We start from the raw sequence: 12642 nt of genomic DNA, 5'->3' as shown, positions 1-12642 counted from the left end.
TCGCTAGTTCGCTAGTTCGCTAGTTCGCTAGAGTATTAAGCCGCTAATCAATAAGCGATTAAAAACATTGCTGGGCATAACGAGTTAAGCCGGCAGTCACAGAGCCGAAGTGATCGCCCACCACGATTTCACAATCCGGGAAACACTCACTAATACGCTCAAAAATCACTGGGCTGCGCGCAGTACCACCAGTCACATAAATCACTTCTGGCTGAGTATCAGCTTTGGTGATGGCTTCCAGCATTAAGTGCTGAATTTTATCTAAGGTGTCAGCGGTAGCGTTACTAAAGTCTTGAGATGTTACGCGAGTAGCCATATTTTTAGCTAAGTAATCAAGGGCAACACTTTGCTCTGATGATTCCGATAAGCCAATTTTGGTTTGCTCAGCGCTACGCACCAGTTGATATCCCAACTGATATTTTTGCACCTTGAGTAGTAAATCAAGGGATGCGACATCCAGTGCATCCTTCTTTAAATCTTCAATCATCTTGCGGCAACTGAGCGACATAAAGTCTCGCTGCGCGCTCACATCGTTAACTGCGACCGCATTCCAAAACAAGTGTCTTGGCAGCGGCTTGCCGGTGGATAATTGACCATCACGGCCCAGCAGTGGCGTAAATGAATGCATAGCTAACGCGATATCGACATCATTGCCACCAATACGCTGACCAGTGTGGGCTAAAAAGTCGGCCTCGCGTTCGCGCTCATGGCGGCGCTGTGGCCCCATGTTCACCACAGAGCAATCTGTGGTACCACCGCCGATATCGACCACCAGCACAGTTTTATCGCTGTTTAAGTCCGCTTCAAAATCCATTCCGGCAGCAATAGGTTCAAACAAAAAGGCGACACTATTAAAACCGGCGCGAATGGCGGCGCGCTCAAGAATGCCTTGGGCTTGCAAATTACTGTCTTCGCCGCCCCGCCCTTGAAAGTTAACCGGGCGTCCAATCACAGCATCTATGTTAGTACTAGGGCTTTGACCGGTTTGTTGATAGATGCACTGCAAAATATTGCGCATCATTAAGGTCACTATGTCTTCAAACAACGCGATTTGATCGACACGCAAACCGCTCGCGCCTAAAAAGGATTTAGGCGATCGCACATAAAAACCATCTTCTGGGCAATCTAAATAATGACTGATAGCCTCTTGGCCAAAAAAGACTAAGGTCTCATCGGCGCGTAAATCTAAATCAATCAAGGCTCGGCGCGCCCGCGATAATTCGGCGCTGCGCGATGCGGCATACTCAGCTTGCGCACTAACCGGTAACCCTTGATACACAGCTAAAGCAATTAAGTCTTTATCCCAGGCATATAAGGTTGAGGTTAAATAGGCACTGCCTGCCGTCAAATCGATAAGGTTAACCTCATCGTTTACCATTACCCCGACAGCACAATTGGCACTGCCATAATCAAATCCGACTTTCATGACTTGCTCCGCTTCTTGGGGTGAGATAAAAAAGGCAAGAGACTAGCACAAGCCTGTTAACCATCACAAGCGCAAGCGAAAAAGTCTGTCATAAACTGCTCGTGGCAATATAAAACTGACATTTAACTACCTGAGAATTAGCTAATTTCTTTCAGGTCAATTTTTAATGATAATCACGCCATAGCAGGTTACTCTTAGCACTCAGTTATCGCTTAACAACGTCAAATGGAAAGTGTGTGAATTCTCCCAAGGTAAATACTCAGTTAATTTTATTCCTCGCGGCGATTATCGCGATTAGTCCGTTAACCATTGACATGTACTTACCGGCAATGCCTGCCATAGCAGAAAATCTATCCACCTCCATTGGACTAGTGCAGCTCAGTATGAGCTTATATTTAGCCGGATATGCGACAGGCATGCTATTACTTGGGCCATTAGCCGATAAATGGGGGCGTATCCACATATTGCGCCTTGGGCTGAGCGGCTTTTTAATCACTAGCTTATTACTGAGTATCAGTAACGATATTAGTCATTTTTTAGTGCTTAGATTTGTGCAAGCATTTTTCGGCGCGGCCGCGACAGTGGTGGTTCCAGGTTATATACGTCAGCTGTTCGGCGCGCAAATGGCTAAAGGCATGTCGTATGTCAGCTTAATCATGATGGTAGCGCCATTAATTGCGCCATCCATAGGTGCAGGTTTACTCAATATTTCAACCTGGCCCGCCATTTTTATTCTGCTATCTGCCTATACCGCCATATTGTTAGGCTTAACCTGGAAAATGGACTTGCCGGCCATGCCAGCTAGCAGTAAAGAACCTATTAGTTATTTAGGCCGCTATCGACGGGTATTTTCAACCCCTAAGGTGTTGCCGCTCATTGCCAACTCTATGCTGTCATCCTTTGCGTTTTTCACTTATTTAACGGCAGCGCCCTTGATTTACATGGCCATCCTTGGGATCAGCGCCGAGAAGTTTGCCTTATTATTTGCGCTTAATGTCGGCTCCTTAATGCTCGCTAACCTCATCAATACTCGCATTGTCGGTAAACTGGGGTCATTAACCATACTTAAGTGGGCAGCAGGCAGCGCATTGATCATTGCTTTGCTATTAGTCGTCGCCAGCGTGCAAACATCTATCCTGGCTATTTTGTGCTTAGTGCCAGCAATCATGTTATGTATTGGCTTAATGTCGGTAAATAGCGATGCTTTGCTGTTGATACGCTTTCAGGAAGATAGTGGTACGGCAACGGCCGTGATGGGAACCTTGAAATTTGGCGTGGGCGCATTAGCCGGCCCACTACTCGCTATCGCTCCACATTCACTGTGGTTATTTCCTGTGATGTTGAGCGTTATATTAGTCGCCATAGTTATTAACTTAAGGCTTAATCAAACTTAGCAAATAGCTATGCGCAAATAGCGCAGCTTTAATATCAGTACTTTAATATCAGTGCCTACATATCAGTGCTTACATAAGCTAGCTTAAAGAACGGCGCCTAAACAACCAGACTTAAACAACCAGACTTAAATAACCAGACTTAGATAACCAGACTTAGATAAAGTCGAGTTCAATATCGGTACAGGTCTTCTGACAACGAATCCCATAAATAGGCGCATCGCTAGTTGGATTCTTGTCCGTGTGATTACTGATATTTGTGCCCTTAGCCTTCATTTTACTATTGGCTTTATGAGTGGTTTTAGCAGGCGCTAATAATTTCAACGGTTGCTGGCAATGCTGACACAATACTGTCTTACCTGAAAACACCTCCTTAATTAAGCGTTGTTGCTCAGCAAAACTTGCCGCGTGGCTTCGATTCTTGGCTGTAAAATCCATGGATGGATACTCTTTGTCACTATTCTGTTTGCATTATACCTAGGCTTAGTCAGAGTCCAAAGCCCAAATAATGCTTAAGTATGCATGTCACAGATACACGCTGTGCAAATAAGCTTCACCCTGTTAATAAAATGATATCAAATAAGCGCTGCAGCAAATAAATTACATTTCACCACCAATATTAACATGCTTTTCAACAGTCGCCGGATATTAACTACTGGCAACCAATCGCTGAATTTTGGCAACCATAAGCAGCCATATAAGCAACGACTGAATTACATGGATGCCGCCATAGAAAATAACAAATAAGTAACCATGTGATTATTACTATCATTTAAAACAGATGGTTACGCATTTTAAATGTAAACAGTTATCTATCAACAATAATCAAGTTGATCATTAATTTGGGGCTTTTTTATTCACGCCGGCTCAAAACACAGTAAAACCCTGATTTACAACTAATTTTAATCGCAACATCCACTCAAACTACCATCAACAGCATTAACCACCAATAACAATCAAATAATTAGACATATGCCCTAATTTTTATAGTTTTTACCAATAACGATGGTGTAATACTAAATAGAAAATTACTGCTGCTGATTTCATTAAGGAAAATAGAAATTGTTAGGTGAATGCTAATAACCAGCCATTTACTTTACAAAGGATAGCAATCGCAGAATATGTAATTCTAATAATCAATAGTCTTGAACTAATAAACGATATTTAAGAAGTCGGTTATCGACTTTCGGAGAACACTAATGGATTCAACGCAAAACACGACTGCTAAAGTCATGAGTCCTGCTCAAGCCAGTCAATGGCAAAAGTCTGACACTATGTGGATGTTAGGTTTATACGGCACGGCAGTAGGCGCAGGCGTATTATTTTTACCTATTAATGCTGGTGTCGGCGGACTTATTCCGTTAATCATCATGATGCTGTTAGCCTTTCCTATGACCTTTTTTGCTCATAGAGGATTAACTCGCTTCGTTCTTTCTGGTAAAAACCCAAACGGCGACATTACTGAAGTTGTTGAAGAACACTTTGGCGTTGGCGCGGGTAAAATCATTACCTTATTATACTTCTTCGCCATTTATCCTATTTTGCTGGTATACAGTGTGGCGATTACCAATACGGTTGAAAGCTTCATCACTAACCAGTTGCAAATGACTGCCCCACCGCGTGCATTATTGTCATTAGTGCTGATTGTTGGCTTAATGGCGATCGTTAAATTTGGTGAGCATTTGATAGTCAAGGTGATGAGCATCTTGGTTTATCCATTTGTTGCCGTATTAATGTTATTAGCACTGTATTTGATCCCTCATTGGCAGAGCGCATTCCTTGATACTATTCATGTAGCTAATAATTCTGGCCCAGGTATTTGGATGACCTTATGGTTAGCCATTCCTGTGATGGTATTCTCATTCAACCATTCACCTATTATTTCAGCGTTTGCGGTGGCTAAGCGCCAGGAATATGGTGATGAAATCGTTGATCAGAAAACCTCAAAAATCTTAGCGTATGCACATATCATGATGGTTATTACCGTGATGTTCTTTGTATTTAGCTGTGTATTGAGTTTATCTCCTGCTGATTTAGCCGAAGCAAAAGCGCAGAATCTTTCAATTCTGTCTTATTTAGCTAACCACTTTAATACCCCAGTGATCGCTTATTTAGCGCCTGTGATTGCATTTGTGGCTATTACTAAATCTTTCTTAGGTCACTATTTAGGTGCCCGTGAAGGCTTTAACGGCATGGTAGTTAAGTCATTGCGTCAACGCGGCAAGAGCATAGCGCCAGAGAAATTAAACACTCTGACCGCGGGCTTCATGCTGGTGACGACTTGGTTAGTCGCTACGTTAAACCCATCAATTCTTGGGATTATTGAAACCTTAGGCGGCCCAGTTATTGCGACCATCTTATTCTTAATGCCTATGTACGCTATCCATAAAGTGCCAGCGATGCGTAAATACAGCGGTAAGATAAGCAACGTCTTTGTTACCCTGATTGGCTTAATTGCTATCTCAGCTATCGTGTATTCTTTACTGGGTTAATCGCAAGCGCTATCACGTGATAGCAAAGCTTATAGATGCCATGAATAATCGATAGCAATTAACGGCTAGTAACGACTATAGCAACAATGAACAGGTGACCTCAGGTCACCTGTTTTTTTATATCTTAGTGCCCCCTCAATCCGATAGCCCCCATCATTGCAGTAACGCCCCCCGATTCTTTGCCGCTTTCATATTCGCGCATAATGAAAATAACTAACGTTAACGCTTTATTTACACTTTGCGGTTGAAATATAAAAATGTATTGGTATGCTCAAATCTTGCTCAATTTTATTGAGCTAATTTAGCCTAGTCAAAGTAGGATCCCTTCGACTAGTCAGCCTCCCTCGGCCAGGAGAGGCTGCAAATAGCGTGATTACCCTCACCTATTAAAGCTACTGCTCACCCATACGGTAACTTAGGAGTCTTACATGGAAATGCTCTCTGGCGCAGCAATGATAGTGCGCTCACTGATTGATGAAGGCGTTAAACATATCTTCGGCTATCCTGGCGGCTCAGTGCTCGATATTTACGATGCGCTCCACCAAGCCTCGTCGATTGAACACATACTGGTGCGCCATGAACAAGCGGCCGTGCATATGGCTGATGGTTACGCCCGTGCTACCGGCAAAGTTGGTGTGGTATTAGTCACCAGTGGTCCTGGGGCTACCAATGCGATTACCGGCATAGCCACAGCGTATATGGACTCCATTCCATTAGTGGTGTTGTCAGGCCAAGTTCCCAGTCATCTAATCGGTAATGATGCCTTTCAAGAATGCGACATGATTGGTATTTCCCGCCCTGTGGTAAAGCACAGTTTCTTGATTAAAGACCCTAAAGACATCCCTGAAACTATTAAGAAAGCCTTTTACATTGCAGCGACGGGCAGACCTGGCCCTGTGGTGGTCGACTTACCGAAAGATTGCTTAAGTCCCGAACATTTATTTCCTTATCACTACCCAGAATCTGTCTCTTTACGCTCATATAACCCCACAACATCGGGCCATAAAGGCCAGATAAAACGCGGGTTACAAGCGCTCATCGCCGCTAAGCAGCCAGTATTGTATGTAGGCGGCGGCGCTATTATCTCTGATTGCGGCGCCCAAATTAAGGCGTTATCAGAACTGCTTAATATTCCTGTGGTGAGCACCTTGATGGGCTTAGGCGCCTTTCCCGGCACTCATAAAAACGCCGTTGGCATGCTCGGTATGCATGGCTGTTATGAAGCCAATATGACTATGCATAATAGCGATTTGATTTTTGGCATAGGGGTACGCTTTGATGACAGAACCACGAATAACGTTGAAAAATACTGTCCTAATGCCAAAATTTTGCATATCGATATTGACCCATCGTCCATCTCAAAAACCATAGCGGTTGATATCCCCATTGTGGGCTCAGCCGAACAAGTACTAGATCAAATGTTAGCGCTATTAGCTGCGCCATCCGATGTGAGCTTAGCAGCCAATGCCTCACCACAGCGTTTGGCTGACTGGTGGCAAATGATTAATGCTTGGCGTAGCCGCAATAGTTTGGCCTATGACACCAGCACTAATCGCATCAAGCCCCAGCAAGTGATTGAGACTTTATACAAGTTAACTAAAGGCGATGCTTATGTGACATCCGATGTTGGTCAGCATCAAATGTTTGCCGCGCTCTACTACCCATTTGATAAACCAAGACGATGGATAAATTCTGGCGGGCTTGGCACCATGGGCTTTGGTTTACCCGCGGCCATGGGGGTAAAACTTGCATTGCCTAATGAAACCGTAGTGTGTGTTACTGGTGATGGTTCGATTCAAATGAATATTCAGGAGCTATCCACCGCGCTGCAATATGACACGCCGGTGAAAATTATTAACCTCAACAACCGCTTTTTAGGCATGGTTAAACAATGGCAAGACATGATTTACTCAGGCCGACACTCACATTCCTACATGGATTCTGTGCCCAATTTTGCCAAAATTGCCGAAGCTTATGGCCATGTGGGAATCGCCGTCAGTCATCCTGATGAGTTAGAAGCAGCGTTAGCCCACGCCTTATCGTTAACTGATAAGTTGGTATTTGTTGATATCAGTGTCGATGAAACCGAACACGTTTACCCTATGCTCATTCGTGGTGGTGCAATGAACGACATGTGGTTAACTAAAACGGAGAGAAGCTAATGCGCCGGATCATCAGTATTTTATTAGAAAACCAACCGGGTGCATTGTCGCGCGTTGTCGGCTTGTTCTCCCAGCGCGGCTATAACATTGAAACCTTATGCGTTGCCCCCACAGATGATGTCACATTATCGCGCTTAACTATTACTGTGGTTGCCGATGACTCAGTGCTGGAGCAAATTGAAAAGCAACTGCATAAACTGATTGATGTGCTTAAAGTGGCTTGTATTGATGGTGATTTTATCGAACGCGAATTAGCCTTAATTAAGGTGAAAGCTCACGGCGAGCAGCGCGAAGAAGTAAAACGCACCGCAGATATCTTTCGGGCGCAAATTGTCGATGTGAATGCGCGGCTTTATACCATTCAAATCACTGGCACCAGTGAAAAACTCGATGCCTTTATTCGCACCTTAAGTGAAGCCACCAAAGTCGTGGAAGTATCGCGCTCTGGTGTGGTTGGGCTATGCCGCGGCGATAAAGCCATGCGAGTATCATAAGTTCAAGCCGATAGTTAGCTATTACATGGATATACTATTGGCTATACCCTTTGCTATTTGCTATTTGCTATTTGCTATTTATCTAGATAAAGACATAAAGTTATTAATAACACGACAAAGGGAAGCGAATGCTTCCCTTATTATTTAGCCTAAGTTCAACCCTAGGATTAAATAGTATTTTGCTCAATCACATCTTGATTGTTAATAGCGATTTTGCGCGCCTTCATGGCTTCAGGAATTTCACGCACCAGATCAATGTTTAATAAGCCATGCTCTAAGTTGGCGCTAGTAACAGTCACGTGATCAGCCAATTGGAATGTACGTTCAAAGCTGCGCTCAGCAATACCTTGATGCAAATACTGACGCTCACCATTAGGCTCTTGACGCGTACCTTTAACCAGTAGCTTTTCGCCTTCGCTCGTGATATCAAGATCACTCATACCAAAACCAGCGACCGCCATTGTGATGCGATATCGATTTTCGCCAAGTAATTCAATGTTATAAGGTGGGTAGCCGGCATTGCCATTATTGGCAGCCGCATGTTCAGCCATTCGGGCTAAACGATCAAAACCAATGGCGGAACGGAATAAAGGTGATAAATCATAATTACGCATAATCATATCCTCGAAAGCAATATGTGAAATAACCTCGGCCAACAGAGTTGCACCGAATATAAATAGACTCACTAGCTTTAATCATTAACTTATAGGTTAACCACTAACTTACTAGTTAAGTCGCTAATAGGATCTCTCATGAGCATCCATAACCTAGATATATAGTCAGCCATATTGATTTCAAGGGCATAATTGAAAATTTTAAAAGAGACTAAACATTTAATTGATAACCTACTGATATGATTTGCAAAGATGTCATGCACTCACACAAATATAATAGAAACTGACATCACCTAAGAAATAGCCCATAGCGCCTGACTCGCAGTCGAGGCACTAGGCGTCATCAATCAATGTATTAAATACACGCCCAAAAAGCCCTAATATCACAGGGCATCTTTTTGTGTTTATGCCATTAACCGATTCAAAATAAACTCGCGAATGGGCATAATTTGCTGCGCGCATAAGCTGTGACCGACTGGATACCAACTAAAGTCGAGCGGATAACCACCAGCAGTTAAGGCTTGACGCGCCATATCCGCCGCCATAGGGATCACTACGTCATCTTGCTCACCGTGTTGATAAACAATGGGAGTGTTTTGATTGGCACTTGAGCACGCTTGTGGCAATTCATCACCACCAGGTAAATAGCAAGACAAGGCTAAAATTCCAGCGAGTTTGCTGCTACAGCGTAACGCTGTAAATAAGGCCATCACCCCGCCTTGACTAAAACCGGCAATTAAAATCTTATCGCTAGCAATACCTGCGGCGATTTGCTGACCGATTAACTCATCTAATAATTGCTCAGATGCCATCACCCCCGCCATATCGGCGCGATCATGTAAGTCTAGGCTCTTAATGTCATACCAAGCGCGCATGATATAACCCGCGTTAATAGTGACGGCTTGCTCGGGAGCATTGGGGAAAATAAAGCGAATAGATGAGTTTTTCGGTAATTGTAAGCTCTTAACAATAGGCGCAAATCCGTCGGCTGAATCACCTAAACCATGTAACCAAATCACGCAAGCGGTAGCAGCTTGTGCAGGCTCGACCACAATTCCAGATAACGCAGGGGTTAATTGACTAACAGACATGAGCAAATACCATCGAGTGAAAAATATTGAACCGTAAGCATACCCTAATTATTAGCGTGAATGCAGCGCTTACTGGGGGTTAGTTTATGAATATTAACGCTTTAATAATTGCGGGCCAATGACATCCAGCATCACATCGGCGGCCTCTTGGCTTAATGGTAAGCTCCAGCGCACAGCGCCCGCATCCGCGAGCAATAAGGGCCCTGGTAGCAACACTAAATCCTCACAATAGCTTTGCAGCACAACGCCGCTCGATGTCAGGCGTACCTGCACTTCATGCGCTGTGATGATAATTTTTCCTAAGGGGATATTCAGGATCATAACTAGATACTCACTTTTTATCTTACTCTTGCCATCTCATTGCTACTGCTTAGGTCGCACAGCTATTAGCATCATTCTTAAACAATTCATTGAGACGACATAAAAAAATGCCCATATAGTTAGCTATATGGGCATCTGGCACTTAAGAGAGATTAGTGCTGATGGCCGCCATCACCATGGGCATGGCCATGAGCGATTTCTTCATCCGTGGCATCACGAGTATCAAGAATAGTGATATCAAATTGTAAGGTTTTGCCTGCTAACGGGTGATTCATATCGACATTGGCCATGAACTTACCCACTTTCAGTACTGTCACTTGTCTTGGACCTTGCTCGGTATGCACTAGTGCTGGCATGCCAGCTTTCCAAGTTTTAGCGCCTTCTAAGTGCTTGATTGGCACTCGTTGCTCAAGGCCATCAACGCGCTCACCAAAGGTTTGATCTGGAGTCAGCATGGCAGACACATGTTCACCAGCAGCCTTGCCTTCAAGCATAGCTTCAACACCTGGCATCATGTTGTCGTGACCATGTAAATAGGCCACCGGCTTTTCATCATGATTGCCTTCTAATAACTGGCCTTGCTCATCACTAATTTGATAAATAAAACGTACTACTTGATTATCTGCAACTGTCATCATACTTCTCTAAATTCTGATCTAAGTAAAAATACCCACTTAAAGCCCTAAGGCCTTAAAACTGGTGTCATGGGGGTAACCGTCAGCAATTAAGCCCGCTTTAAGTTGAAAGGCTTGCAATGCTGCTTTCGATCTCGGGCCAAATACACCATCAGGTTTGCCGACATCATACCCTAAATCCGTCAATTTCTGCTGCATCGCCTGTAATTGAGCGCGGGTTAATTTCGCTTGCTCAGGCGGCTGCACCACTAATGGACCGCCACCATTGATGCTATCAGCGAGCTGACCGACAGCAATGGCATAAAATATTGAGCGATTCCATTTCTGAATGACTTCAAAATTAGGGTAAGCCAAAAACGCAGGGCCTTGATAACCTGCAGGTAAATATACCGCGGCCGGCATAGACTCACGGCTTAATACCTGACCATTAGCTTGAGTGACGCCTAAATCTGCCCATAAGGCAACATCACGGCTGTGTTTAGCCCCAAGTAACGCGTAGTCAAAGTTGGCCGGCAGCTTAACTTCTTGCCCCCAAGGTTCGCCTCTTTGCCAGCCTAACGCTTGTAAGAAAGCGGCAGCAGAGGTTAATGCATCATCTGTGCTTTGCCACAGATTGATTTTACCATCACCATCGCCATCTTTAGCATGATTAAGATAAGCACTTGGCATAAATTGGGTGTGTCCCATAGCGCCCGCCCAAGAACCCACCATCTCTTGCTTATCTATGCCATGAATTTGCTGAATCCGCAGCGCTTGCATTAGCTCTTGGGTAAAATAGGTGCTGCGTCTGGGTTCACAGGCTAAGGTTGCCAATGAATCAATCACAGGCATTTTACCTTTGTAACCACCAAAATTGGTTTCAAGGCCCCAAAATGCCAATAAATACTGCGGCGGCACGCCATATTCTGCCGCTAACTTATTTAATAGCACTTGGTGTTCTTTATATAAGGCTCGACCTTGCTCGATGCGCTTATCAGTCACTCGCTTAGTATAGTAATCCGCGAATGTCTGGCTAAATTCAGGTTGCGCTCTATCAAGCTCAATCACCTTAGTAACAAACTGCGCATCCGCTAGGCTCGCCTTAATAATGGCGGCGTTAATACCTTGTGCTTGCGCTTGTTGTTGCAGTTTAGTTACACACTCAGGGAAGTTGGCCTTAGATTGCTCAACTATTTGCGCAATCGTAGGTTCAACGCTCTGCTTAACGGTTTGCTGTTTAATGATGGGCTCATTAATCGAATTGGGGACTGGCACAGATGGTGCTAACGCCGATGATGCACAAGCACTCATGCCTGAGCCTGCCAGTAATAGGATAGAAATACGTCTTTTCAACACCCTCACTCCTTGCTGATAACGACCTTTGCCATGAGCGAATGTACTCAAATAGCAACTGCAAAAATAAAAGCTGACCGACAATGATAATAGGGTCAACCGCACAAAAATATGTACCTTAATCTCGTTATCTAAGGTTACAGAATCATTACACTTAGCACATCCTGACCCAAGTTAATGGGTCTGACAATCAGGGAATGATTAAATTCATGCTAACAAGACGAAAAATACTCAATCGCTAGAGCCTGTTGGGGCAAGCGTGGTACAATAGGCCATCTTTTGTCTTTTTGAGTACTCCTTATGTCTGAATTAGATCCTTTATTAAGCAGCTTTATCGATAATGTTAAACAGCATCAATTGTTATGGGGCCTGCAAGATGAAACAGGCGAAGGCTGGGTAGTATGTGATTCTGCCGATTTTGAAGATACTGATGCCATGCCATTATGGTCAACTGAAGCCTTAGCTTCAGCCAATTGCACCGATGATTGGGCTGACTATAAAGCCGTTGCCATCCCATTATCTGAGTACTTAGAATTTTGGGTCTCTGATTTAAATGATGATGGTGTGGTGATTGGTATTGATTGGCAAAACGATCAAGACTGTGTTGAAGTCGATCCTATCGTCTTAGCTAAACATCTGGTAGATGTTGAGCTGCTGCAGCAGTAATTGATATCGCCGAGTGGC

At 44.0% G+C, this 12642-nt stretch carries 12 protein-coding genes; 5 read left to right on the top strand and 7 right to left on the bottom strand.

The window, feature by feature from the left end:
- Window positions 1-58 precede the first annotated feature (58 nt).
- Window positions 59-1426, bottom strand: coding sequence for a molecular chaperone (gene yegD / locus FJQ87_RS08980; protein ID WP_140932343.1), 1368 nt, complete (start codon window positions 1424-1426; stop codon window positions 59-61).
- Between the two features lie 236 nt (window positions 1427-1662).
- Between yegD and FJQ87_RS08975 the strand changes: the two genes are divergently transcribed.
- Complete coding sequence (locus FJQ87_RS08975; protein WP_140932342.1) at window positions 1663-2820, top strand: Bcr/CflA family efflux MFS transporter; 1158 nt, start codon at window positions 1663-1665, stop codon at window positions 2818-2820.
- A 153-nt stretch (window positions 2821-2973) separates the two neighbouring features.
- On the opposite strand, the gene FJQ87_RS08970 is transcribed toward FJQ87_RS08975, so the two are convergent.
- Window positions 2974-3255: a hypothetical protein gene (locus FJQ87_RS08970; RefSeq protein ID WP_140932341.1), complete on the bottom strand. Its 282-nt coding sequence runs from the start codon at window positions 3253-3255 to the stop codon at window positions 2974-2976.
- Window positions 3256-4049: 794 nt separating this feature from the next.
- Here FJQ87_RS08970 and FJQ87_RS08965 point away from each other — a divergent pair.
- The 3 genes from FJQ87_RS08965 (at window position 4050) to ilvN (ending at window position 7965) form a co-directional block, all read left to right on the top strand.
- The gene (locus tag FJQ87_RS08965) at window positions 4050-5309 is read left to right on the top strand and encodes an HAAAP family serine/threonine permease (RefSeq protein WP_276613168.1); all 1260 of its coding nucleotides are present in this window, start codon (window positions 4050-4052) and stop codon (window positions 5307-5309) included.
- Window positions 5310-5737: 428 nt separating this feature from the next.
- Window positions 5738-7471, top strand: coding sequence for an acetolactate synthase 3 large subunit (locus FJQ87_RS08960; RefSeq protein WP_140932339.1), 1734 nt, complete (start codon window positions 5738-5740; stop codon window positions 7469-7471).
- Window positions 7471-7965, top strand: coding sequence for an acetolactate synthase small subunit (gene ilvN / locus FJQ87_RS08955; RefSeq protein ID WP_140932338.1), 495 nt, complete (start codon window positions 7471-7473; stop codon window positions 7963-7965). Before FJQ87_RS08960 ends, ilvN begins: the two co-directional genes overlap by 1 nt.
- A 167-nt stretch (window positions 7966-8132) precedes the next feature.
- On the opposite strand, the gene FJQ87_RS08950 is transcribed toward ilvN, so the two are convergent.
- From FJQ87_RS08950 to FJQ87_RS08930, 5 genes are all read right to left on the bottom strand, one after another.
- Window positions 8133-8579 carry an Hsp20 family protein gene (locus tag FJQ87_RS08950; protein ID WP_140932337.1) on the bottom strand — a complete coding sequence of 149 codons (447 nt, stop codon included), beginning with the start codon at window positions 8577-8579 and terminating at the stop codon, window positions 8133-8135.
- A gap of 404 nt (window positions 8580-8983) precedes the next feature.
- Window positions 8984-9670 (bottom strand): dienelactone hydrolase family protein, encoded by a 687-nt coding sequence (locus FJQ87_RS08945; RefSeq protein ID WP_140932336.1) that lies wholly within the window; start codon window positions 9668-9670, stop codon window positions 8984-8986.
- A 93-nt stretch (window positions 9671-9763) separates the two neighbouring features.
- Complete coding sequence (locus tag FJQ87_RS08940; protein ID WP_140932335.1) at window positions 9764-9991, bottom strand: DUF3389 family protein; 228 nt, start codon at window positions 9989-9991, stop codon at window positions 9764-9766.
- Between the two features lie 152 nt (window positions 9992-10143).
- Window positions 10144-10626, bottom strand: coding sequence for an FKBP-type peptidyl-prolyl cis-trans isomerase (locus FJQ87_RS08935; RefSeq protein WP_140934054.1), 483 nt, complete (start codon window positions 10624-10626; stop codon window positions 10144-10146).
- A gap of 39 nt (window positions 10627-10665) precedes the next feature.
- Window positions 10666-11961 carry a lytic murein transglycosylase gene (locus tag FJQ87_RS08930; protein WP_240778882.1) on the bottom strand — a complete coding sequence of 432 codons (1296 nt, stop codon included), beginning with the start codon at window positions 11959-11961 and terminating at the stop codon, window positions 10666-10668.
- Window positions 11962-12258: 297 nt separating this feature from the next.
- Here FJQ87_RS08930 and FJQ87_RS08925 point away from each other — a divergent pair, with 297 nt between their 5' ends.
- Window positions 12259-12624: a DUF2750 domain-containing protein gene (locus FJQ87_RS08925; protein WP_140932334.1), complete on the top strand. Its 366-nt coding sequence runs from the start codon at window positions 12259-12261 to the stop codon at window positions 12622-12624.
- Window positions 12625-12642: the final 18 nt, after the last annotated feature.

The organism is Shewanella sp. SNU WT4, from assembly GCF_006494715.1.
Lineage (GTDB): Bacteria > Pseudomonadota > Gammaproteobacteria > Enterobacterales > Shewanellaceae > Shewanella.
Note: the sequence above shows the minus strand (reverse complement) of the source record. Positions and strands in the feature narration are given on the sequence as shown.

Excerpts from the sequence above, each read along its gene's own strand:
- FJQ87_RS08950 (WP_140932337.1), bottom strand. The coding sequence starts at position 8,579 with ATGCGTAATTATGATTTATCACCTTTATTCCGTTCCGCCATTGGTTTT.
- ilvN (WP_140932338.1), top strand. The coding sequence starts at position 7,471 with ATGCGCCGGATCATCAGTATTTTATTAGAAAACCAACCGGGTGCATTG.
- FJQ87_RS08925 (WP_140932334.1), top strand. The coding sequence starts at position 12,259 with ATGTCTGAATTAGATCCTTTATTAAGCAGCTTTATCGATAATGTTAAA.
- FJQ87_RS08940 (WP_140932335.1), bottom strand. The coding sequence starts at position 9,991 with ATGATCCTGAATATCCCCTTAGGAAAAATTATCATCACAGCGCATGAA.
- yegD (WP_140932343.1), bottom strand. The coding sequence starts at position 1,426 with ATGAAAGTCGGATTTGATTATGGCAGTGCCAATTGTGCTGTCGGGGTA.
- FJQ87_RS08945 (WP_140932336.1), bottom strand. The coding sequence starts at position 9,670 with ATGTCTGTTAGTCAATTAACCCCTGCGTTATCTGGAATTGTGGTCGAG.
- FJQ87_RS08970 (WP_140932341.1), bottom strand. The coding sequence starts at position 3,255 with ATGGATTTTACAGCCAAGAATCGAAGCCACGCGGCAAGTTTTGCTGAG.
- FJQ87_RS08965 (WP_276613168.1), top strand. The coding sequence starts at position 4,050 with ATGAGTCCTGCTCAAGCCAGTCAATGGCAAAAGTCTGACACTATGTGG.
- FJQ87_RS08935 (WP_140934054.1), bottom strand. The coding sequence starts at position 10,626 with ATGACAGTTGCAGATAATCAAGTAGTACGTTTTATTTATCAAATTAGT.
- FJQ87_RS08960 (WP_140932339.1), top strand. The coding sequence starts at position 5,738 with ATGGAAATGCTCTCTGGCGCAGCAATGATAGTGCGCTCACTGATTGAT.